Raw genomic sequence first — 21,745 nt, 5'->3', positions numbered from 1 at the left:
TGTCTTCAATTAAATGCCGCCGATGATTCACCATAGTGTGCGTTCCTAAATAGTGTTGTGTGCATAAGACTAGTTCACAAGCGGTAGGCTCATTTGTAGTTTAGAGTTTGAAACAACGTCTAGGGAGTCCCCAGCAACGTGAGCTCCCTGCATGGTTGCACACAAGTAGCAACTGATGTTTACGAACTGTTGGCTCTAGGGATCCAGTTACCCAGCACCGTTAGCGAATCTTAGTAATCACGGTTACACTGATCCTTCACTCATACAAAGGATGGTAATGTCATGATTAAACAAGGCCAAACCCTACCAACAGGCACCTTGAGCCAACTCACTACCGATGGAATGCAGCAACACTCGACTAACGAGCTGTTTGCTAATAAGAAAGTGGCTCTGTTTGCAGTACCGGGGGCCTTTACACCTACTTGCTCCGAAGCACATCTGCCTGGCTATATTGTGTTAGCAGACCAGCTGCAAGCCAAAGGCGTTGATTTGATTGCCTGTATCTCGGTCAATGACGCTTTTGTACTAGACGCTTGGGCGAAGTCTCAAAATGCATCAGAAATCACTATGCTGGCGGACGGTAATGCCTCGTTCACCAAAGCGTTAGGACTCGAAATGGATACCGCTGGTTTTGGTGGCGTTCGCTCACAACGCTATGCAATGGTGATCGATAATGGCGTAGTGACAACTCTGAACGTTGAAAAGCAAGGTGAGTTTGAAGCGAGTACGGCTGAAACCATATTAGCCACATTGTAGATGGCTTGACCTGTAGATAGACAAATCGGAGGCAATGGCTTCCGATTTTTGTTTTAGCATAGCAAGTTGGTGGTCTTGTCCCAGCATGTCTTAAGAGACATCCACAACCTAAACCCTTTTGTCAATTTAGGACTCTATTCCATCTCAACCCAATACGATTAATCTATGCTAAAGAGTAACCTTGTTTCTAAACTAGATTCAGTTTTAAAACGAGTTGCACTGCGTGTATCAAGCAACACCTACCGAAGAGAAATTAATGGACCCATTAACGCAAGGATTGCTCGGGGCTTCTGTGCCTCAGTCGTTGAGTAAGAAACAGCATGTCGTTGTTGCTGGTGTATTAGGCCTGCTTGCTGGGATGGCGCCAGATTTGGATGTGCTTATTCGTTCATCGAGCGATCCACTATTGTTTTTGGAATTTCATCGACAGTTTACGCATTCACTGCTGTTTATCCCCATTGGCAGTTTTATTTGTGCATTGGTTTTACATTGGCTAATAGCGAACAAGCGTGGCCTCTCGTTTAAGCAAAGCTGGGGGTTTTGCGCGTTAGGTTATGGCACACATGGGCTACTTGATTCCTGTACCTCCTACGGCACTCAGCTATTTTGGCCACTAACCAGTGAACGTTTTGCATGGAATACCATTTCCGTTATTGACCCTGCATTCACCCTACCCATATTGATTTTGCTGGTATTTGCGACACTTAAGAAAAAGCCTGTATTAGCACGCATTGCCCTTCTATGGGGTTTAATCTATCTAACTCTTGGGGTGATCCAGCGAGACAGAGCAGAAGCGCGAGGATGGCAATTAGCTAAAGAGCGACAACATGCCCCGCTGCGCTTAGAAGCAAAACCTACATTCGCTAATATCTTATTGTGGAAGGTCATCTACGAAACAGAAGATAAATATTATGTGGACGCGGTCAGATTGGGGACATCGGTAAAAACGTATTCTGGCGAATCCATCGACAAGCTAAACGTGACTAAAGACTTTCCTTGGCTAGACCCTCACTCTCAACAAGCGAAAGACATCGAGCGATTCAGTCAATTTTCAAATGGTTTTCTAGCGCAAGATCCTACCGATAAATTTAGAATTATAGATGTGCGTTACTCTATGGTGCCCAACGAAATTAGAGCCCTGTGGAGTATCAATCTATCATCGACGGCAGATGCAAACGCGCATGTTGAGTACGCAACCCACAGAGACAACACCCCAGAGTCTAGGAAAGGCTTTTTACGTATGCTAACGGACTTTTAAACGAATCATTGGGTATGAAAGCAATAGACTCACTAAAAATCCTGGATGAGCGTCGGCGTGTTAGAAAAGAAAACTTTGCCAAACAGAGATTTGTACTTCCACCCATGAGATCGTAGCCGCTTTGCCAAGCTTTTATTCTCGATAGTTGCCACTTCAACCCCTTGGTAATGGTAAGGGTGCTGTTTCACATAATCGATAAACTCGGTTAGAACCCCTTGCCCTCTCACACAAGGATCAAAGTTAATCGACACGATTGAAAAACGCTGACTACCAACGGGGCATAGAACAAAGCAATGTCCCAATGAGTGGGTAATGGTTTCTGAAAATTCAGGGAACGAACGAGATTTGAATTCTTCGGATAATCTATCGTATTCAGCGCACAAGTGCTGTAAAAGTTGTTTTGCTTTCTGGTTCATAGTGGCTTTGCTTTAAGGTTGAATGACTAAGTAGAATCAAACGCCTTAATATTGTAACCACAGGTAGTAATATAAATTGCGGTAAACTTTTACACTGTATATTTCCTCTTTTGAAGGTAAATATGCTTAAAACATAGTCCCATCACTGATTAAAATTAATGAATTTTTGACTGTAATTAGGGATGAAAAATGGCAACATTAGAGGACCATGCACAATTTGATTTGTATAAAACAGATTATCTTGCGACAGAAAATTTAGGAATTTGGAATGAAATCAAAACATATCGGTGAGTTGGTGCTAAGTGAGCAGCAGATTCGGGTTGGGGCGAAAATTGTAGCAGATAAGCTAAACGAAGAGTTCGATGATGCGGTAGTGATCACTGTTGTTCCTGGTGGCATCTTATTTACCGCTGATTTGGTTCGTAACCTCAGCTTTGATTTAAAGATGGATACTATCTCTTGCCCCCATACCCCCGGCGATAGCAACAACGCCTCTTCAATCGTATACCATGAGAACGTATCAATTCAGGGTAAGGACGTCATTATGATCGACGATGCCATTGAATCTGGTGGCACCATGAAAAGGTTAGTGGAGTATATTTCAGACAATTACGAGATTAACTCAATCTCAATCGCAACGTTGTTTGTAAAGCCAGGCCGAGTAGAGATACCCGTAGCGCAATATTTTGCTTATGAGATGGAAAATGATGACTTGCTCGTCGGCTATGGACTACCTTGGAAAGATAAATTAAGAAATGTTCCTTACGTTTCAAAGCTAATAAAGTAATCAGCGGTGTAAATCTAACGTCTAATGGAAAAGAAAAAAGCGAGGTAAAACCCCGCTTTTCTATTATTTAAAGCACTTCTAACAGCGCTTGGAGTGGGTGCTTAACCACTGTACCTTCAAAGCGTTTCACCTGACTTCGGCACGAGTATCCCGTAACCAAACAGCGTTCTATAGGTAAGCGCTCGAAGCTTGGCTTCCAACTTAATCCATAGATGTCTTTTGACCATTGCAATTTATCAGCCTCATGGCCAAAGGTACCTGCCATACCACAACAGCCAACAGGCACAGCCGCAAGTGAAGCGCCGAAGTGATTGAAGATTGCTCCCCACTCTTTTTCCGCGTTGGGTAGCATGGTTTTCTCAGTACAGTGCGCGAGCAAGTACCAAGGTTCTTGACTGTTACTGTCGCGAGAAGGAAGCGTCTCCAACTGTGGAAGTAGCCATTCATGCACTGTATTTACGGAAAAATCAGGGCAATCTTTTTTCAGGGTTTCTCTGTATTCATCGCGATAGCAAAGCACTAACGCAGGATCTACTCCCACCATCGGCATTTTGAGCTTGGCAGCCTCAGCAAGGAATTGTGAGGTATTTTGCGCTGTATCAGTGAATTGCTTCAAGAAGCCTTTGATGTGCTGTGCCTTGCCATTGGGCTTAAACGGTAGCATTACTGGAATAAATCCAAGCTTCACCAACAAAGACACAAAATCATCCACCACTTGGGCATCGTAGTAGCTGGTAAACGGGTCTTGTACCACAATCACATGACGCTGTTTTTGCTCATCGCTTAAGCTTGAAAGCTTTTGATGATCGTATTTTTCAACGTGTTGGCTCTTCAGACGTTGCTTCAATGTCGGAGAAGACAGCAATGGCGCATCCACATAACCGACCGTTGAAGACACTAACGACTGAACCCAACCCGCATCAAGCACTGTATTCACAATCTTTGGCGACAGTGCCATTACCGGAAGCAAGGACTCAATATTAGCGACAAAGTAGTCCTTAAGAGGCCTTTGATAACGAGAGTGATACAAGTTGAGGAAGCGCGCCCTAAAGTTTGGCACATCGACTTTGATAGGACACTGAGTGGCACAGGCTTTACACGCTAAACAGCCTTGCATCGCCTCATACACTTCATGAGAGAAATCATAATGGTGTCGCTTATTAAAGCGGTTAGTCATTCGATCTAGCATGCTCTTTAAAGACAATGAGCCTTTCAGAGTTTTACTTTCTAGATCGAGTATATCAACGCCTTGTTCCGACAACTGGCGTAGCCATTCTCGAACGATACCCGCCCTACCCTTAGGCGAATGACGTCTGTCGGCAAGTACCTTCATTGATGGACACATTGGTGATGCAACATCGTAGTTAAAGCACAAGCCGTTACCATTACACTCCATTGCACCATTAAAGCTATCGCGGACGGTAACAGGGATCTGACGATCAAAATGCGCACGCTTGACGCCTTTCACTTTTACCAGTTCATCATCAGACTCTAGCGGGGTACAAATCTTGCCTGGGTTCATCTTGTTGAGTGGATCAAAGGATCCCTTAACACGGCGTAATTGCTCAAAAAGGTGTTCACCAAAGAATTCCGGGCCGTATTCTGAGCGGAAGCCTTTGCCGTGTTCACCCCACATCAATCCGCCATATTTGGCAACTAAGGCAACCACTTGATCGGAGATTTGATGCATTAACTCTTCTTGCTTTGGATCGCACATATCCAGTGCTGGCCTAACGTGAAGTACGCCAGCATCTACGTGACCAAACATGCCATAGCGCAGATTATGAGCGTCTAACAGTGCGCGAAACTCGACAATGAAATCCGCTAGATTTTCAGGGGGCACACAGGTATCTTCGGCAAAAGCAACCGGCTTAGCAGCGCCCTTTGTCGCCCCTAGCAAACCTACCGCTTTTTTGCGCATGCCATAGATCTTGTTGATACTGCCTAAGTCACGGCAGACTTGATAGCCAATTATTCCTGCTTCTTCGCTCTCTATCATCGAATCGAGCCTTGAACAAAGCGCACTGACTTGCTGGTCTATTTCGGCAACATCATTACCTGCATACTCAACAATATTAACGCCCAATAACTCTTGTCCAGGTACCTCGGTCAATAGGTCGCTCACCGTGTGCCAAACAATGTCTTGCTTTGCCAAGTTGAGAACAATTGAATCTATAGTCTCAACAGACAGTGCATTGGCTTCCACCATCATGGTTGCCGAGCGCAGCGCTGAATCAAAACTGTCGTACTTAACGTTCACCAATACGCGAGACTTAGGAATCGGCGTTAGATTAAGCTTAGCTCGAGTGATAAAACCGAGAGAACCCTCAGATCCACACAGCACTCGTTCTGGCAGAAACTCGTCATCTTGTAGCGAATTTTTTAAGTCGTAGCCCGTTAGAAAGCGGTTTAACGGTGGGAAGCGTTCTTCAATAGCAGCGCGATGCTCTCGACAGATCCTTTGGGTTTCATTTACAGCAGCTTCAGCGAAGGTGCTCTCTTTAACACTCTTCCATTGCTCGGTATCCAGTACTGAACCATCAGCCAAAACAGCGGTGAGCCCCAGTACATGATCGGAGGTTTTTCCGTAGCGTAATGAACCTTGTCCTGAGGCGTCGGTATTTATCATGCCACCAACGGTAGCGCGGTTGCTGGTAGAAAGTTCTGGAGAGAAGAAAAAGCCGTGCGGTCTAACAAGGTCGTTCAGCTTATCTTTGACCATGCCTGTTTCTACAATTACCCACCCTTCTTCTACATTGATTTCAATCAGTTGATTCAAATGCCTAGAAAGATCTACCACGATATCTTCAGTTAAGGACTGACCGTTTGTACCCGTACCGCCGCCACGAGGAGAAAATCGAACAGTATGAAAGTCAGGCTCATTACCAAGCTGTGCTAGCAACTCGACATCATGCTGGGTTTTAGGGTGTACTACCGCTTGTGGCAGTTGTTGATAAACGCTGTTGTCAGTAGCAACAGCTAACCTGCTAGCATACTGAGTTTCGATATCACCCTGAAAGCCTTTTTGTTGCAGCTCAGATAGATAGCGTTCGACAATTGAATTGATAGAAGAGTCTTGGTTGAGTCTTGGTAACATATTGCTTCCTGCGATAATCACGCTCTACTCCATTGTGCTCGGCATGATCTTTAGTAATTCGTTCGATTTTCTAACACTTTACATGATTTATTCCTGCATAAAAACCACTTGAGACTATGGTCACAAATTGGGCTTTCAGAGTCGTTAAAAAAGGAGTAAAATGTGTCCCCCTTTTGGCAGTACCGAGAAAGCATGAACAAGCAAAAAGCGTTGAAAAAAATAGCAAAGTGTCTTGAGTTGGGAAATTCAGCCAATGTTAATGAGGCGGCTAATGCCATCAAGATGGCACACAACCTTATGCTCAAATACGGTCTTGAAAAAGACGATATTGAGTTCATCAAAATGGGTAAAACCCAATCCTCTCATCTGCTTCCTGCAAACGTAGGCAGTAATATTCTACGAATCATACGTGGGATTAATACCAGATTTGGTGTTGAAGCTGTGCTACTTAACCACAAAGGTCTAAAACGAGTAGAGTTCATTGGCGAAGCTGATCGCGCTATATTCGCTGCATTTGCATTCGATGTCGTTTATCGAGAGATGAATGAACATACGGGTAAATTCAGAAACAGCTTTGCAGGTTCTGGTACTCCTGCTTCTGAGGTGACCAAGCGCGTAAACTCATTTTTATCCGGTTGGATAGAAGGCGCTCTAGAAAAACTGCCTCTTATCGCTCCCGATGACGAATCAGATAAAAAGATTAAAAACTATATCGATAAAGAATTTAAGAATATCGATCGTGAAACCTTTAAAAAGCAACTTCAAGAAGCAATGAAGAATCTCACTGCTGACTACGAAGTGGGACTAAAGAAAGGTAGAACCCTGTCGGTAAGTCGTCCGGTAGAAGGGGCGCAAGCAAAAAAATTGCTTAAATAGACGCTCAATAACAATTAAATGTTACGAAATTAAACAAATATTTAACATTTATGCTTTCGTAGTGTAATATTAGGTACCTAACCTTGTAGCGAGGATCGAAATAACGATGCTAGCTTGTCTCGAAATTAAACAAGGTAGTATCACATGCAAATACTTATGGAGTAATTAACGGTATGCAAAAAACCTTCTCACATTGCGATTGGTGTAAAAAATTAGCCTTTGTCGAAAAACTGACTTACATGGACGGCTTCGTCAACTCTAGCTGTGGCTCCTGTAAGCAAACCGCGCTAATCGATGTGAAACGCTACAATCATGAAGAACGAGTCACTCCGCAAAAAGAATCTCTAAGCGGACACAGAGCTTAAGCTCCTCGAGCAAGATCAACGACCCAGCCTAGCGCTGGGTTTTTTTATGCACAAATTTTAATTGTTGAGCTTGATCTTTAACCGAATCAGTATTACTGTTTATTCATACAGTATGTATGGAGATACAGTAAATGCACTTTCAAAACCTGAATAACAGCAATACTTTAAGTCTTACACCTAGCGCTTATCAGCCTTGTAACCTCGAGCGATTGGCTAAAGCATCCTCTGCCCGTAAGTGGATTCTGTTTACAGCGCAGACCCATTTGCCTGAACTTAAAGACCTTCAAACATACAGTGTAGATTGCGAAAAAATTATTCAGTTAAAGCCTTCGAACAAAAGCAACGAGATGGAAGTTGTCATCAAAGCCATCACCTCAGGTAACGCGAGTGCCGTCGTTGCTAGTGGTAACATTGACGCTGTCGCTCAGAAACAATTACAGCAATTAGGTAAAGATCATGATTGTGATGTGTTTTTCTCAACGTCAAATACTCAATACCTTCACTAAGTTAACAATAATTTAAGATACCAAAGGGGAAATCTCCCCTTTGCAAATACCTTAGGCGCAATCGTTTGCTTTTCTATTGGAATAGTGAAAATGATCTGTGTATTATTCGCATCAGTATTTGCCCTATTAGGTATAAATTATGAATCTTGCTGACCAAGTATTAGACGTTAACGATGACCTGCCTATCCGCACGGACAAGCCTGTTCACAGTGGTAAGGTGCGTTCTGTATATTGGCTAACTGATGAAGATAGCCGTCGCTTAATCAAAGAAAAAAACTATGATGTGTCTGATGATGCACCTTTGGCTATCATGGTTATTAGCGATCGTATCTCAGCATTTGATTGTATTTGGCATGGTGAAGAGAACCTAAAAGGTGTTCCTGGTAAGGGCGCAGCTTTGAACGCAATTTCAAATCACTGGTTCAAGCTGTTTAAAGACAATGGCCTAGCAGATAGCCACATTCTCGATATCCCCCACCCCCTAGTTTGGATTGTACAAAAAGCTAAACCGGTGATGGTTGAAGCCATTTGCAGAAAGTACATCACAGGCTCTATGTGGCGTGCTTATGAGAAAGGCGAACGTAACTTCTGTGGTATTGATTTACCTGAAAGCCTAATTAAAGATGGCTTGTTACAAGACCTACTGATTACTCCATCGACTAAAGGCATTTTAAAGGGCATACCTAATGTCCCTGAAGTTGATGACGTCAATATCACACGCCAAGATCTACTGGACAACTATGCCTCGTTCAACTTCCTAGCTAAAGAAGATGTCGATCAATACGAAGTGCTACTCAAAGAAGGCTTCAACGTTATCGACAACGAACTTGCCAAGATTGGACAGATCTTTGTCGACACCAAATTTGAGTTTGGTTACGTAACGGATAGCAAAGGAAATGAAAAGCTTATCTACATGGATGAAGTAGGTACGCCTGATTCTTCTCGTATTTGGGATGAGCAAGCTTATAAGAATGGTGAAGTTGTGGAAAACTCTAAAGAAGGTTTCCGTCAGTTTTTGCTTAACCACTTCCCAGATCCAGATATCCTCTTAAACAAAGACCGCATGAACGAGCGTGAAGCATTGGCAAACGATAATGAACTGCCACTTTCAGCGATGATGGATCTATCAAAAACGTATACCAATATTGCCGAAAAGATCACAGGCAATGCCATCAAACTAAGCTCCAATCCAAAGTCTGAGATTGTTGAAATCTTAAGCAAAGAATATGGCTTAATTGATTAGAAGTTGCATTTTTATGGCTTTGTCATAAACAATAAACAGAGACCCTCAGTAATTAGATACTAATTATTGAGGGTCTTTTTATTTACCATTAGAACACCAAAACCAACCCATCAAACAAACATAACCAAAACCAAGCCGAAACACTCCAGTAACACCACAGACACAATCAACATCTAGTGACTTTAAATTCAGTTAAAATGCATATTTATATAAATAATTTCTTGCGCACTTAACCTTACTGTGTAGAATCGCAACCAACGTTTTAAGATTCACATTAAGTGAATAAATAGTCATCATGAGGTTGTAGATGAGCGATATTTTAGTAGCGAACAATACGGTTAATAACAAAAGAAACGTATTGATGTTTGCTATCCCTTCCCTATTGGGTTTGTTTTTCTTTTTGGCACCGCTGAACGTAGCGGATAGCTTCACTTTCCCGTTGGCATTGATGGCGAAAGGTGTGAAGAGTGTACTTGGAGATGCCATTTTACCTACTGTTACCGCAGTAATTTGCTTCTCCGCTTTTGCCACTTTAGTTGCGAACGTCCTTAAGCCTAACTTTATTGTCCAATCAACTCTGCTCAGCCGCCTTTTTGTTCTTTCTCCGTCTTGGGTTGTAGTAAGAGTGCTAGGCGCTTTGTTCACGCTAGCTGCACTGCATCAAGTTGGTCCTGAGTTAATATGGAATGGTAATACTGGTGGATTGGTATTGCATGATCTCCTGCCCTCATTATTTGTTACCTTCTTTTTTGCAGGCTTGCTACTACCGCTATTGTTAAACTTTGGTTTACTTGAACTTCTTGGCACTCTACTAAGTAAAGTCATGCGCCCGGTGTTCCGTCTTCCTGGTAGAGCGGCTATCGACTGCATTTCTTCTTGGCTTGGTGACGGCACCGTGGGCGTTCTTCTTACGAGCAAACAGTATGAGCAGAAAAAATACACTACTCGTGAAGCTGCCGTTGTCGCAACTATGTTCTCACCTGTTGGTATCTCTTTCTCACTGGTGGTTCTGACACAAGTAGGCTTGGAAAATTACTTTGTGCCTTTTTATGCCACTATCTGTTTGTCAGGTGTGGTAGCGGCAATGATTATTCAGTTCTTGCCACCACTGAGCTACAAAAAAGATACCTATATTGATGGCACTGAGCCAAACAGCAATGATGAACTAATCCCTGAAGGACAATCTGCGGTTAAGTTTGGTTACCAACTCGCTCTTGAAAGAGCGAGTAAAGTGAAGAGCTTATCGTCAGTGGCAAAAGAGGGATTACACAGCGCACTGGATATGATGTTTGGCGTTTTACCTGTGGTTATGGCTGTCGGTACTGTAGGTTTGATCATTGCAGAAGCCACTCCGATATTCACTTGGTTGGGTGCTCCTTTTGTACCAGTATTGGAAATGCTAAACCTTCCTGAAGCAACAGCCGCTGCGGAAACGGTTCTAGTGGGTTTCACCGATATGTATGTCCCTTCGATTATTGCGGCTTCTAGCATTGATAGCGACCTTACAAAGTTTGTCATTGCTGCGCTATCTATCACACAGTTAATTTTCATGTCAGAAACCGGCTCTGTGATTCTATCAAGTAAGATTCCGGTAAATGTATTCGAACTAATGGCCATTTTTGTGTTGAGAACACTAATCACACTACCGATTATTGCCTTGTGCGGGCACCTTATTTTCTAAGTTGTCACTAATAATTGACCCCGTAATACATTGCATTATGGGGTCTTTTTGATCACCCTTCACGCTCTGCCCTCAACATCACTCACTCTGTCTGTTATCTAGAAGCTCACGTTTTTTTTGTGGCCGAGATTTAACCAACACATCACTTGCTCTAATTTATTTCGGAAGAGCCTCTTAATACCCAACATATCTTCATGCTTGGCTAGTTTCATTTGCAATGAACAGAAGGCATTATCAATCGCAGTTTCCAACTTAGGGTCTGAATGCACCACATAAAACGTTTGATCTTGTAGATAGATCTTCAAAGCAACCTGATAAGTCCCTAGATTCTTATGCCACTTCACATCGCATTTAAGCAGTAATATATACAAATTAAACTGATGAACACTCATGTAGCCTTCTTCAATGAGGGATTTGACCTGAGGTGAAATGTCTACATTGTGACTGGTGATTTGCATCTTCTTTTCCTACTTCTTTATCGCTAACTAATGCTCTTGTATCTGTGGCACAAGAGCATGGGTTGAGTTGTAGTGGCATAGTTAATTTGGCCACCTGATTAGAGGTGCTAGAATGCACCTCGTACACAACAGGTGAAACTATGACAAAACGTACAAGAAGAACTTTTAGTCCCGAATTTAAGCTAGAAGCCGCTCAATTAGTCACTGACCAGGGCTATACCGTTGTTGAAGCAGCGAAGGCGATGAACGTAAGCAAGTCAGCCATGGACAAGTGGGTGAGACAGCTCAAGCAAGAGAGGCAAGGTGTCACGTCAAAAGCTTCACCGCTCACCCCTGAACAGATCGAGATCCGTGAGCTTAAAAAGCGGATTGCTGAACTGGAAGAGCACAATGAAATCATAAAAAAGGCTACTGCTCTGTTGATGTCGGACTCACTGAACAATTCTCGATAATCGAGAAACTCAAACAGAGCTACAGCGTTGCCAAGCTGTGTAAAGTGTTCGGTATCCATCGAAGCAGTTTTAAGTATTGGTGTAAGAAGCCTAAGACTCAATCTGAAGAAGATGTCCGTCTACGAGCCCTAGTCCAAGAAGCTCATTGCGTTAGTAACGGCTCAGCCGGTGCGAGAACCATTGCCAGTATCATAACGAACTCGGGCATCAAGTTCTCTCGCTACAGAGCGACTAAGCTGATGAAAAAGCTTGGATTAGTTAGCCGACAACTTCCTAAACACCGCTACAGCAAAGCAGCTCAGGAGCACATTGAAATCCCAAATCATTTAGATAGGCAATTCGCTGTGACTGCTCCTAATCAGGTCTGGGTCGGCGACGTGACGTATGTGTGGGCCGGAAATCGTTGGAGTTATCTTGCCGTTGTAATCGACCTCTTTGCACGTAAACCAATCGGTTGGGCGATGTCATTTTCGCCCGATAGCCAACTGACAGGTAAGGCGCTTAAGATGGCCTATGAGTCACGCGGTAAGCCCTCTAATGTGTTATTCCACAGTGATCAAGGGAGTCATTATACGAGTGGTAAGTACCGCCAAGTGCTTTGGCGATATCAGATAAAACAGAGTCTATCTCGACGAGGAAATTGCTGGGATAACAGTCCAATGGAACGCTTAGAAGTGGACCCCAATGGTTGGACACATAAGCTAATTCCTTAAGTGGTTGATCCAGCTCATGCAGCGTATCTCTGCCTACCGAAGTAGACTTCATCAGGGGTTAGGTCATTGAGGCCTTGATGGTTACGCTCCTCATTATAAAACACCATGTAGTGGCCGATTTCAAGTTCGGCTTCACGGGGCGTGGTGTAAGCTTTTAAGTAAACCTCCTCATATTTCAGACTTCGCCATAATCGCTCGATAAAAACGTTGTCGATCCAACGGCCTTTCCCATCCATGCTGATCCGTACGCTATGGTCGAGCAACTTCTGTGTGAACTCAGTACTGGTAAACTGGCTGCCCTGATCTGAGTTGAAGATATCGGGTGGTCCGTAGTGTTGAAGCGCATCTTCAAGAGCATCAATACAAAAGCCTGTATCCATGGTGTTCGAGAGGCGCCAAGACAACACCTTACGGCTGTACCAATCGATAATGGCAACCAAGTACAGGAACCCTTTAGCCATCGGAATGTACGTGATATCAATAGCCCAAGCTTGGTTGGGGTAAGTAACTTCGATGTCACGCAATAGGTAGGGATAAACCTTGTGTGCTTTGTTCGCCAGTGTCGTTTTTGGCTTGGGATAAATCGCTCCAATGCCCATTTCACGCATGATCCGAACGATACGCTTGCGATTAACCTTATGGCCTTTTTTAGCCAGCTCAGTTCGAACACGCCTACTGCCCATGAACGGATACTGAAGGTGAATTTCGTCAATCATTCGACGCAATTCAATCTCCTCAGTAGAAAGTCCGATGGGTTGGTAATAAGCCGTAGAGCGAGCAATATTAAGAAGCTCGCACTGGCGCTTTATCGGTAGTTGGGTGGATTTATCCAGCGAACTCTTTCGCTGTGCTCGATCTAACGACCGAGCACTTTCGCCAAAAAATCATTTTCCATGGTCAATTGACCGATCTTAGCGTGAAGTTTGTCCACTTCTTCAGAATTGTCTTTGCCCAACTGACTTTCAGAGGCAAAGATCATGGCTGCATTTTCAAGCAGCTCTTTCTTCCATGTTGAGATCTGGTTGGGGTGCAGGTTGTACTTCTGTGCTAACTCAGCGACAGTTTTATCACCTTTAGCGGCAGCCAATGCCACCTTAGCTTTAAATTCGGGAGAGTGGTTTCTGCGTTTTCTAGTCATAATCTGCTCCAGTATTTCTGGGTACTATCAAAACAGATCAATCACTTAAAGTCATGTCCGAAAATCGGGGACCACTTCTCTTCTTTAGAAGCCTAAAAACTGAGTGGGTGCCAGCCAGTGGCTACAGTAGTTTATCTGAAGCTTGGAAGAGCATTGTTGGCTACATCATTAGATACTACAGCCAAATCAGACCGCACCAGTACAATGGTGGTCTAACACCGAATGAATCGGAGAGGCAGTACTGGGAAACTTATAAAGACGTGGCCAATTTTAGTTGACCACTACACCGAAACAGATATGGTTTGGGTTGGTTTATTCATTGTTGTGTTTGGCCTATTGGGTGCATTAGCGGTAAATGTTGATGGTGCTCCAGTAACGCTATCTGTATCTGGTGGCGTGTTAATTGGCGGTCTAGTCTTGGGCTGGTTACGCTCAGTTCATCCAACGTTTGCACGCCTTCCAGCGCCAACACAATGGTTTATGAACTCAGTTGGCCTGAACGTATTCATCGCTATCGTTGGCATCTCAGCAGGCCCAGGTTTTGTTGCTGGTCTAAAAAATGCGGGTGTAGGCTTATTCGTCATCGGCGCAGCAGCAACGGCTATTCCAATGCTACTTGCACCATTGATTGGTAAATACATCTTCAAGTTCCACCCAGCTATCAACCTAGGTGTCTGTGGCGGCGCTCGTACCAGTACAGCATCTGTGGCTATGGTTGGCGAAAAAGCGAAAAGCAATATCCCAATGCTTGGCTACACAGTGCCTTATGCTGTATCCAATACGCTACTAACTCTGATGGGTATGTTTATGGTGTTGTTCTACTAAGAATAATAAACACTCCCTTAACTCAAGCTCCTTACTTCGGTAAGGGGCTTTTTTGTGTATTGGCAAGCACAAAAAAGCCGCCTCACTGAGACGGCAAAACTAAACTTCAGAATGTTTACACTGGAGGTGTGCCTTCTTTAAATTCTTTCACTATCTGCTCACGAAACTCTGGGGTGTCTTCATATCCATGCACTTTAGTACCGTGCTCAACCACCGCTAGCAGTAACTCTTCTTTGGAGTCTGCGGCTAACGCAACAGAGCAGTTTATTTCTCCAGGGTAATCTCGACAATCGATATAGTATCTAGACATAATCAATCTCCTAAGTCGAAGAGATTTATACGACAAGGCAAGGTACCCAAATCTATCTTGCGCTTCTTAAATCGTCCGCAATAACACAAATACGCGGTCTATTGAGAAGTCCTTTCTTAACCTTTATTCTGCTTCTAAGAAACGTATTCTTATCCAAGTAATTATAGTCTATTCAAAGTCCCCATCATCCCAAAAGGTTACAGGAGCCATAGAACGCCTATCAACTTCAAAGTGGAATATATCCGGTCTGTTATAATGACCTGAAACATCAAGAGTTTTTCGTGACTTCGCTGACTCTTCTGTTTCAATTTCGGCATACAATAACTCTTGCTCTTCATGCAAAGGGCCTGCTACTACTCCACCAAAAGGTTTAACAACAACTGCATCCCCAGGATTAATCCACTCTTCTTTACTGAATAGCTCACTTCCACTAGGGAAGTTCTCAGGTATATCTCGGCCATGAAGCGCTGTCGCGGTTGCCAATACCCAACACCCCCCTTCTCGAGCTATATGATTCATTGACGCTAACCAAGTTTCGCCACTATCCCATGTTGGCGCCACATAAATGTCGATGTTTTGAGCGTACAGTGCGTATCTCGCCATAGGCATATAATTCTCCCAACAAATAAGAGTACCTACTCGACCCACTGCTGTTTCAACAACATGCAATCCGGACGCATCACCCATACCCCAAACCATTCTTTCCGGATTGGTCGGCATGAGTTTTCTGTGACGATTCACTATAGTGCCATCAACATCAATAACCGCGACGGAATTATATAAGGTACTACCACTATGTTCGGAATCAAGTTCAGTGAACCCTATAACAATGACCATATTGTGCGCTTTCGCAGCACCACAAATCTTATTCAATCCTCCATGATGCAAATCAACGGCATTACTGCGCAATCTGCTGTGAATTTCATTTCCCAACGCCATGTCTCCACCTGGTTTTAACCGCCATATCCACGTCGGATAACCGGGTAAAAAGGTTTCGGGAAAAACCAATAACTGGGTGCCCTTCTCGGCAGCCTCTTCAATAATGTTTAAAGCAACCTCAATACTATTTTCCAATTCCAACAGTACTGGTGGCTTTTGCGATATCGCTACTTTGACTTTCATACTCTGCACCTGCTTTGTATCAGCCCACCACAAGGATAGCTCATAAAACAACCAGCAAATTGGTGCTTCGTTAGAATTAAAACGAGTTGGCTAGACACAAAAAAAGCCCCAGTCGTTCAAAGAACAACTGGGGCTTCACTGTATTTTAGATACCGCTAATTAGATATCGATAACGTCAAAGTCTACTAGCGTATCAACGTCAGCTTCATAATCCACGCCTTCAACACCAAAACCAAACAAGCTCAAGAACTCGTCTTTATACTCTTGGTAATCAGTCAACTCTCTGATGTTCTCAGAGGTAATTTGAGGCCATAGATCACGACAGTGCTGCTGGATGTCTTCACGAAGTTCCCAATCATCTAGACGTAGACGATTGCTCTCATCGACTTCAGCGGCAGTGCCATCTGCTTTGTACAAGCGTTGGCTAAACATGCGGTAGATCTGCTGCATACAACCTTCGTGTACACCTTCTTCACGCATCTTCTTAAATACCATTGCAATGTACAGAGGCATTACTGGAATAGCCGAGCTTGCTTGCGTTACAACAGACTTAAGTACTGCAACGTTTGCTGTACCGCCAGTAGCAGATAGCTTTTCGTTCAATGCTGTTGAAGCACGATCTAGGTCCATCTTAGCGCGGCCTAGAGCACCGTCCCAATAGATTGGCCATGTCAGCTCAGTACCGATGTAGCTGTACGCCACAGTCTTACAACCGTCAGCTAATACACCCGCTTCAGAAAGAGCATTGATCCACAATTCCCAATCTTCACCACCCATTACAGTAACGGTATCTGCAATTTCTTCTTCGGTCGCAGGCTCAATGCTTGCTTCGATGATTTGGTCTTTGTTGGTGTCGACCGCAGTAGAGGTGTAAGTGTCGCCGATTGGCTTAAGAGATGAACGGATCAACTCGCCAGTTTCTGGCAACTTACGCACTGGAGAAGCCAGTGAGTACACCACCATATCAATCTGACCTAAGTCTTCCTTGATAAGGTCGATCGTTTTTTGTTTTGCTTCGTTTGAGAACGCATCACCATTTAAGCTTTTTGCGTACAAGCCTTCTTCATGAGCTAGCTTGTCGAAAGCCGCAGCGTTGTAGTAGCCCGCTGTGCCTGGTTTCTTTTCTGTTGCCGGCTTCTCGAAGAATACACCGATTGTCGCAGCACCACCGCCAAAAGCAGCAGCAATACGAGAAGATAGACCATAGCCACTTGAAGAACCCACTACTAGAACACGTTTAGGTGCGTTCGCAACTGGGCCTTGCGCTTTAGTGTAAGCGATTTGTTCTTTTACATTAGCTTCACAGCCCACTGGGTGTGTTGTGGTACAAATAAATCCACGAATTCGAGGTTTTATAATCATATTCACTTCCTTAAATAAACTTGCGTAGCATAAAAGGTTCTCCACAAAATCTCACCCTATTTATAGAAGATCTGCCCTTAATAGCCAGTGGTTGGAGCACTTATAAGCAAATTAGACACATTTGAGATCTAAGTTCTCACATTAAAATCAATGTGTTGAGTGAATTCTTGACCAATATCATGCAAGCCTTTGTATTGTTTTCTAAACTAGAGATATCAATTATTTAGTTTTGAATTTCATAGACTTATCAAAACTGTGGGGGGAACCACCATGCATACTACATTTATCGTGAACTTCATCGGCACTGCATCGCCATCGACGATTAAGCGCCTCTCCGCAATCACCCACGAAAACGGCGGCAAGTGGCTGATCAGTAAGGTTAACTTCATCGACCAACAAGTTGCTGGGGTGATCAAGGTTGATTTACCAGCGAACAACGCAGAAACAGTTAAGAGCGCGTTCAGTAGCACAGAGAATATTGTCTGTCAGTTCACCGACGCTGATGCCTCTTTGCACGATAAAGAGGAGATATTTAGCCTCAGAGTCGACTCTACCGATCGAGCTGGTATCGTCAATGAAATAACCCAAGTCCTTGATGGTCAAGGTATCAGTATCCTAGATATGGACTGTCATCGTGTGTTTATCGCCGGTGGTGGCGGTGTAAGCTCCAGCCTGTTCACAGCTGAATTGGCTTTGAAGTTGCCCGCAGAACTTAATGTTGATGATGTAACACGAGAACTAGAATCACTTAGCGAAGACACTCGAGTTGTTGTCGAGGCTTGAAAGGCAACCCTAGCTTATTAGAACATTAGTTTAGCTAGATAAAACGAAAAAGCTCGCTTATGAAAGCGAGCTTTTATAGTTTTAACAGTGTTAGTTACCAACTCCACCGTTTCTCTGCGCTGGTGTTTCTGGTGTTAAGGCTGGCCATTCTTTAAATGTCGCTTTGTGCTGCGCAACCGCGGCTTGCACAGGTCCAAAGGCCCACATTTTTTCTCCCATCCACTTCAGATACATTCCAGATTCTTCTGCTGCTCTTTCGTAAGGATCGCGTCTTAAGTTAAATAACAAAGGTGCGTTCAACTCTTCTTTAGGACCACTCCACCCCTCATTTTGCACGACAAAGTGTGCCTTCCAATCTTGGTAACGTACCGCTTGTAGATTGTCTCGCTCGTAGTAGATGATCTCCTTACGACTTGATTCACCATCTTTGGTCAACATTTCTATCTGATTGTAACCATCAAGGTGCGCCTTAAAGCCTTCATGCCCCGTTAGCATCTTCTCTTTCAGGTCTTGCGGGCCACCAGCAGCGGCAACAAAGGTAGGCAACCAATCCATGCCATCAAAGATGCCATTATTCACGGTTCCTGCTGGGATCTTGCCAGGCCAACTGACCAGTGCTGGCGCGCGAACACCCCCTTCCCAAGTCGTGCCCTTCTCACTCTTAAATGGCGTCATACCACCATCAGGCCAAGTCATGATCTCAGGGCCGTTATCCGCGGTGAACATCACAATGGTATTGTCGGCTACCCCTAACTCTTCAAGCTTAGCGAGCATCTCTCCCACATGATCATCCAAGTCCTTCATGACCACTTCTTGCAATCCCCAACCATTTTGACCAAGCATGGCTTCATACTTAGGTGAAAGATGGGTCCACACATGTCCCCTTGATGGGCAATACCAAGTAAAGAACGGCTTGTCGGCTTTCACTGCTCGCTCAATGAAGTTAATAGCGTGTTTGTTTACTTCATCATCTAAGGTTCGCATTCGCTCAATCGTCAACGGCCCATCATCTTTGATGGTTTGATTACCCTTACCATCTGATGTTGCGTGAATAACGTTACGTGGGGCAAACTTTTGAAAAGCCGGATCTTTAGGCCAATCCGGATCTTCTGTGTATTCCATGGCATTGAGGTGGTATAGCCAACCCCAGTATTCATCAAAACCGTGCATCGTTGGCAAAAACTCGTCTCTATCACCTAAGTGATTTTTACCAAATTGGCCTGTTGCATACCCCATGGTTTTCAAAATTTCAGGTAATGTCGGAGTATCTTGATGCAGTCCTACCGGTCCGCCAGGAAGCCCAACAGAGTGCATACCAGTTCTGACCGGAAATTGTCCTGTCAAAAAGGCGGAGCGTCCTGCGGTACAAGAGGGTTGGGCATAATAGTCAGTGAGCAACATTCCCTTTTCAGCAATACTATCAATATTGGGGGTGTCACTACTCATCACGCCATTGTGATAAGCACTTAGATTTGAGATGCCAATATCATCGGTAAAAATAACAAAGATATTGGGCTTGTCTTGGGCAGCATAGACCGCTGAAGATAGCGACCCGAGCAGAAGATAAGACAAACAGCGAAGCGTCCTTTTCATAGTTATTCCTTATACTTTGTTTTCACTTTTCTTGATCATTGCGATACCCACAACGCCAAAACCAACTTCCAAGATCAAATACACCACCAATAGCCAATGAGCTGTCCCATCAACAATTAAACTGAGTAGACGACCCGAGGCCAACCCCAACATAAAAACCGTCAGGCTATACAATGCGGGTAAGCGAACCTTTTCATACAGCGCCCCTATAATCCAAAATGACAGCAGGGCTAAGTAAAGCCCCATCACTGCTCGGAAAATATGACGAACGTTGACCGGTTCAGCATCAATGCTGAACAGGAAAGAGAGAGATTGTGTTGGCATTAAGCCGTAGGAAAGCGCGATTGGTAGCAGGCCTGCCGAGGCAACTAATAAGAAAATAGATTGAGCCTTCATTTCCCCTCACTTCTTTAGCTAAGTCGTATTCATAGCCTAGGAGAGAATGACTCTTTATCCAGAATTTTATGATTAAGGCTTTGTTTTTTTTGAATTAGTACCTCTAGGCCTGTTCCAGTAAGAACGACTGCTGCACAGCCATATCTCGCCCCGCATACATCTCTTGCTCGCGCTTTTGTATTTCAAGATACTGTCTTCGATATTGGGTCGGCGTTAGGCTGGTCTTCTTCTTAAATATGCGACAAAAATAGGTGTCATCAACAAAGCCGGAGTCATACGCTACTCCCGCAATCTTACAATGACCAGGTTTTGCCAAGAGCTTTTTGGCGTGCTCAATGCGCTTGAAGGTTAGGTAGTCTTGATAGGACATGTCCATATGGTTTCTAAATAGCTTTGGTAGATAGAACACTGAACAGCCACAGTAGTTCGCCACTTCATCAGCGGTAATGCGTTGTGTGTAGTGTTCGTTCACGTACTCTAAAGCTCTGGTGATTTTACTCATTGTTTATAAACACTTAGTTATTCCCTCTTATGTAAAAATCACCTTAGCGAAATTAAACGGGCATAACTATGTTGTTTCGAGATCTGCGTTTGCATATGACATACAAACAGAAATAAACGTAATTCCTTATCACGGTTTTCAGACGCTTTCAGATCAAAAAAGAGCAGATAAACTGCTCTTTATAAAAGATTTGATGACTCAGCAAAGATAAAGCGAGGCTTATAGCACTTTTTCTTTAATGGTTGTCAGCACACCGGCTTCTACATTACTTGGCGCGCAGAAGCGTGCAACTTCTTTGATTTTAGGGTGTGCATTGGCCATCGCATAAGAGTGATAGCTTTCTTTGAGCATCTCTAAATCATTCAAATAATCGCCAAAACTCATCGTCTCTTCAAATGTGAAGCCCAAAGTATTTTGCAGGTGTTTAATCGCCGCGCCTTTGGAGGCATGCTTGTTCATGACATCTAACCAAATCTTCGCGCTGACTACGACTTGATGTGACTCACCAAACTGCGCACTAAAGCTGGGATAGATAAGCTCTTCAGAGCCATTAAAATTAAGGATCGCAACCTTAATAAACTCATCATCGACCGCCAAAAGGTCACTGACATACTGACAACGATGATAGTATTTTTTGATCTCATCTAAAGCGCGCTGATCTTCAGTTTCAATATAGGCCGACTGTTTACCACACAGCACCACATAGGTGCCGTCAATTTGTCGTGCAGATTTGATAATCTCTTTTACGCTTGGCGTGTCGATCTCACAACTATACAACTCTTGCCCCAAGTGCATCACCATAGTGCCGTTCTCAGCGATGAACATCATACGGTCTTTTACCGAGGCAAACATATCAATCAAGCTGTAATACTGACGACCAGATGCGGCCGCAAAGGTGATTCCTTTGTCGTAGAGCTTTTCAAATATGTCGAAGAATTCAGGATTAAGCTGACTATGTTCATCAAGGAGTGTGCCATCCATATCGGCGGCGATGAATTTGATTTGTAATTGAGGCATGACGAGATTGACCAGAAACCGTAAAACGAAGACTACAAAGTACCTAAGTTCACTGGTAAATGAAATAAAAAAGAGCAGGTTCACTGCTC

General features: G+C 43.8%; 21 protein-coding genes and 2 pseudogenes. 12 read left to right on the top strand and 11 right to left on the bottom strand.

What is annotated here, in order from left to right; translation table 11 throughout:
* The first annotated feature begins 282 nt into the window (after nt 1-282).
* Together A6E01_RS05975 and A6E01_RS05970 are read left to right on the top strand one after the other, a co-directional pair.
* Nucleotides 283-756 carry a peroxiredoxin gene (locus A6E01_RS05975; protein ID WP_017027538.1) on the top strand — a complete coding sequence of 158 codons (474 nt, stop codon included), beginning with the start codon at nt 283-285 and terminating at the stop codon, nt 754-756.
* Nucleotides 757-1,012: 256 nt separating this feature from the next.
* Nucleotides 1,013-2,014, top strand: coding sequence for a metal-dependent hydrolase (locus A6E01_RS05970; protein WP_065209798.1), 1,002 nt, complete (start codon nt 1,013-1,015; stop codon nt 2,012-2,014).
* 32 nt (nt 2,015-2,046) lie between these two features.
* Here A6E01_RS05970 and A6E01_RS05965 read toward each other — a convergent pair whose 3' ends face one another.
* Complete coding sequence (locus A6E01_RS05965) at nt 2,047-2,430, bottom strand: hypothetical protein (protein ID WP_065209797.1); 384 nt, start codon at nt 2,428-2,430, stop codon at nt 2,047-2,049.
* 268 nt (nt 2,431-2,698) lie between these two features.
* Between A6E01_RS05965 and A6E01_RS05960 the strand changes: the two genes are divergently transcribed.
* Nucleotides 2,699-3,217 carry a phosphoribosyltransferase gene (locus A6E01_RS05960; RefSeq protein WP_017027540.1) on the top strand — a complete coding sequence of 173 codons (519 nt, stop codon included), beginning with the start codon at nt 2,699-2,701 and terminating at the stop codon, nt 3,215-3,217.
* Between the two features lie 67 nt (nt 3,218-3,284).
* Here A6E01_RS05960 and ydiJ read toward each other — a convergent pair whose 3' ends face one another.
* On the bottom strand, nt 3,285-6,314 hold the full coding sequence (gene ydiJ, locus A6E01_RS05955) for a D-2-hydroxyglutarate dehydrogenase YdiJ (RefSeq protein ID WP_026026087.1): 3,030 nt from the start codon (nt 6,312-6,314) through the stop codon (nt 3,285-3,287).
* 192 nt (nt 6,315-6,506) lie between these two features.
* Between ydiJ and A6E01_RS05950 the strand changes: the two genes are divergently transcribed.
* The 5 genes from A6E01_RS05950 to A6E01_RS05930 all read left to right on the top strand — a co-directional run bounded on the left by A6E01_RS05950 (nt 6,507) and on the right by A6E01_RS05930 (nt 10,985).
* On the top strand, nt 6,507-7,190 hold the full coding sequence (locus A6E01_RS05950; RefSeq protein WP_017030739.1) for a DUF2786 domain-containing protein: 684 nt from the start codon (nt 6,507-6,509) through the stop codon (nt 7,188-7,190).
* Nucleotides 7,191-7,363: 173 nt separating this feature from the next.
* Nucleotides 7,364-7,555, top strand: a complete 192-nt coding sequence (locus A6E01_RS05945) for a hypothetical protein (protein WP_017027543.1) — start codon at nt 7,364-7,366, stop codon at nt 7,553-7,555.
* A 131-nt stretch (nt 7,556-7,686) separates the two neighbouring features.
* Complete coding sequence (locus A6E01_RS05940) at nt 7,687-8,061, top strand: hypothetical protein (protein ID WP_065209796.1); 375 nt, start codon at nt 7,687-7,689, stop codon at nt 8,059-8,061.
* 139 nt (nt 8,062-8,200) lie between these two features.
* Nucleotides 8,201-9,304 (top strand): phosphoribosylaminoimidazolesuccinocarboxamide synthase, encoded by a 1,104-nt coding sequence (locus A6E01_RS05935; RefSeq protein ID WP_017030741.1) that lies wholly within the window; start codon nt 8,201-8,203, stop codon nt 9,302-9,304.
* Nucleotides 9,305-9,611: 307 nt separating this feature from the next.
* Nucleotides 9,612-10,985 carry a YjiH family protein gene (locus tag A6E01_RS05930; RefSeq protein ID WP_026026088.1) on the top strand — a complete coding sequence of 458 codons (1,374 nt, stop codon included), beginning with the start codon at nt 9,612-9,614 and terminating at the stop codon, nt 10,983-10,985.
* Nucleotides 10,986-11,083: 98 nt separating this feature from the next.
* Here A6E01_RS05930 and A6E01_RS05925 read toward each other — a convergent pair whose 3' ends face one another.
* Complete coding sequence (locus A6E01_RS05925; protein ID WP_065209795.1) at nt 11,084-11,443, bottom strand: HPF/RaiA family ribosome-associated protein; 360 nt, start codon at nt 11,441-11,443, stop codon at nt 11,084-11,086.
* Nucleotides 11,444-11,583: 140 nt separating this feature from the next.
* Between A6E01_RS05925 and A6E01_RS05915 the strand changes: the two are divergent.
* Nucleotides 11,584-12,563, top strand: a pseudogene (locus A6E01_RS05915) (IS3 family transposase); the annotation flags it as partial.
* A gap of 59 nt (nt 12,564-12,622) precedes the next feature.
* On the opposite strand, the gene A6E01_RS05910 reads toward A6E01_RS05915, so the two are convergent.
* A protein-coding gene (locus A6E01_RS05910; protein ID WP_102477418.1) for an IS3 family transposase occupies nt 12,623-13,746 on the bottom strand; the annotation gives its coding sequence in 2 pieces (ribosomal slippage) (nt 12,623-13,494 and nt 13,494-13,746; 1,125 coding nt in all).
* Between the two features lie 80 nt (nt 13,747-13,826).
* On the opposite strand from A6E01_RS05910, the pseudogene A6E01_RS21225 reads away from it, so the two are divergent.
* Nucleotides 13,827-14,024 (top strand): annotated as a pseudogene (locus A6E01_RS21225) (IS3 family transposase); the annotation flags it as partial.
* A 19-nt stretch (nt 14,025-14,043) separates the two neighbouring features.
* Complete coding sequence (locus tag A6E01_RS05900) at nt 14,044-14,571, top strand: aspartate-alanine antiporter-like transporter (protein ID WP_038132791.1); 528 nt, start codon at nt 14,044-14,046, stop codon at nt 14,569-14,571.
* 115 nt (nt 14,572-14,686) lie between these two features.
* Here the strand turns inward: A6E01_RS05900 and A6E01_RS05895 are convergent, their stop codons facing one another.
* From A6E01_RS05895 to fabV, 3 genes are all read right to left on the bottom strand, one after another.
* A complete protein-coding gene (locus tag A6E01_RS05895; protein WP_017027558.1) occupies nt 14,687-14,881 on the bottom strand; it encodes a DUF1059 domain-containing protein in 195 nt (64 codons plus the stop codon).
* Nucleotides 14,882-15,049: 168 nt separating this feature from the next.
* A complete protein-coding gene (locus tag A6E01_RS05890) occupies nt 15,050-16,003 on the bottom strand; it encodes a carbon-nitrogen hydrolase family protein (RefSeq protein WP_065209793.1) in 954 nt (317 codons plus the stop codon).
* 159 nt (nt 16,004-16,162) lie between these two features.
* Complete coding sequence (fabV, locus tag A6E01_RS05885) at nt 16,163-17,365, bottom strand: enoyl-ACP reductase FabV (RefSeq protein WP_065209792.1); 1,203 nt, start codon at nt 17,363-17,365, stop codon at nt 16,163-16,165.
* Between the two features lie 270 nt (nt 17,366-17,635).
* Here fabV and A6E01_RS05880 point away from each other — a divergent pair, with 270 nt between their 5' ends.
* On the top strand, nt 17,636-18,148 hold the full coding sequence (locus tag A6E01_RS05880; RefSeq protein ID WP_017030746.1) for a glycine cleavage system transcriptional repressor: 513 nt from the start codon (nt 17,636-17,638) through the stop codon (nt 18,146-18,148).
* Between the two features lie 90 nt (nt 18,149-18,238).
* Here A6E01_RS05880 and A6E01_RS05875 read toward each other — a convergent pair whose 3' ends face one another.
* The 4 genes from A6E01_RS05875 to A6E01_RS05860 all read right to left on the bottom strand — a co-directional run bounded on the left by A6E01_RS05875 (nt 18,239) and on the right by A6E01_RS05860 (nt 21,656).
* Complete coding sequence (locus A6E01_RS05875; protein ID WP_017030747.1) at nt 18,239-19,741, bottom strand: arylsulfatase; 1,503 nt, start codon at nt 19,739-19,741, stop codon at nt 18,239-18,241.
* Nucleotides 19,742-19,750: 9 nt separating this feature from the next.
* Nucleotides 19,751-20,137, bottom strand: a complete 387-nt coding sequence (locus A6E01_RS05870) for a DUF4345 domain-containing protein (protein WP_017027554.1) — start codon at nt 20,135-20,137, stop codon at nt 19,751-19,753.
* Nucleotides 20,138-20,240: 103 nt separating this feature from the next.
* The gene (locus tag A6E01_RS05865) at nt 20,241-20,639 is read right to left on the bottom strand and encodes a helix-turn-helix domain-containing protein (RefSeq protein ID WP_065209791.1); all 399 of its coding nucleotides are present in this window, start codon (nt 20,637-20,639) and stop codon (nt 20,241-20,243) included.
* A 219-nt stretch (nt 20,640-20,858) separates the two neighbouring features.
* Nucleotides 20,859-21,656 (bottom strand): Cof-type HAD-IIB family hydrolase, encoded by a 798-nt coding sequence (locus tag A6E01_RS05860; RefSeq protein ID WP_065209790.1) that lies wholly within the window; start codon nt 21,654-21,656, stop codon nt 20,859-20,861.
* Nucleotides 21,657-21,745: the final 89 nt, after the last annotated feature.

This window comes from Vibrio breoganii, from assembly GCF_001677275.1.
Lineage (GTDB): Bacteria > Pseudomonadota > Gammaproteobacteria > Enterobacterales > Vibrionaceae > Vibrio > Vibrio breoganii.
This window is presented reverse-complemented; position numbering and strand designations above follow the sequence as displayed.

Coding starts and splice junctions, on each gene's coding strand:
- A6E01_RS05975 (WP_017027538.1), top strand. CDS start 283: ATGATTAAACAAGGCCAAACCCTACCAACAGGCACCTTGAGCCAACTC.
- A6E01_RS05970 (WP_065209798.1), top strand. CDS start 1,013: ATGGACCCATTAACGCAAGGATTGCTCGGGGCTTCTGTGCCTCAGTCG.
- A6E01_RS05965 (WP_065209797.1), bottom strand. CDS start 2,430: ATGAACCAGAAAGCAAAACAACTTTTACAGCACTTGTGCGCTGAATAC.
- A6E01_RS05960 (WP_017027540.1), top strand. CDS start 2,699: ATGAAATCAAAACATATCGGTGAGTTGGTGCTAAGTGAGCAGCAGATT.
- ydiJ (WP_026026087.1), bottom strand. CDS start 6,314: ATGTTACCAAGACTCAACCAAGACTCTTCTATCAATTCAATTGTCGAA.
- A6E01_RS05950 (WP_017030739.1), top strand. CDS start 6,507: ATGAACAAGCAAAAAGCGTTGAAAAAAATAGCAAAGTGTCTTGAGTTG.
- A6E01_RS05945 (WP_017027543.1), top strand. CDS start 7,364: ATGCAAAAAACCTTCTCACATTGCGATTGGTGTAAAAAATTAGCCTTT.
- A6E01_RS05940 (WP_065209796.1), top strand. CDS start 7,687: ATGCACTTTCAAAACCTGAATAACAGCAATACTTTAAGTCTTACACCT.
- A6E01_RS05935 (WP_017030741.1), top strand. CDS start 8,201: ATGAATCTTGCTGACCAAGTATTAGACGTTAACGATGACCTGCCTATC.
- A6E01_RS05930 (WP_026026088.1), top strand. CDS start 9,612: ATGAGCGATATTTTAGTAGCGAACAATACGGTTAATAACAAAAGAAAC.
- A6E01_RS05925 (WP_065209795.1), bottom strand. CDS start 11,443: ATGCAAATCACCAGTCACAATGTAGACATTTCACCTCAGGTCAAATCC.
- A6E01_RS05900 (WP_038132791.1), top strand. CDS start 14,044: ATGGTTTGGGTTGGTTTATTCATTGTTGTGTTTGGCCTATTGGGTGCA.
- A6E01_RS05895 (WP_017027558.1), bottom strand. CDS start 14,881: ATGTCTAGATACTATATCGATTGTCGAGATTACCCTGGAGAAATAAAC.
- A6E01_RS05890 (WP_065209793.1), bottom strand. CDS start 16,003: ATGAAAGTCAAAGTAGCGATATCGCAAAAGCCACCAGTACTGTTGGAA.
- fabV (WP_065209792.1), bottom strand. CDS start 17,365: ATGATTATAAAACCTCGAATTCGTGGATTTATTTGTACCACAACACAC.
- A6E01_RS05880 (WP_017030746.1), top strand. CDS start 17,636: ATGCATACTACATTTATCGTGAACTTCATCGGCACTGCATCGCCATCG.
- A6E01_RS05875 (WP_017030747.1), bottom strand. CDS start 19,741: ATGAAAAGGACGCTTCGCTGTTTGTCTTATCTTCTGCTCGGGTCGCTA.
- A6E01_RS05870 (WP_017027554.1), bottom strand. CDS start 20,137: ATGAAGGCTCAATCTATTTTCTTATTAGTTGCCTCGGCAGGCCTGCTA.
- A6E01_RS05865 (WP_065209791.1), bottom strand. CDS start 20,639: ATGAGTAAAATCACCAGAGCTTTAGAGTACGTGAACGAACACTACACA.
- A6E01_RS05860 (WP_065209790.1), bottom strand. CDS start 21,656: ATGCCTCAATTACAAATCAAATTCATCGCCGCCGATATGGATGGCACA.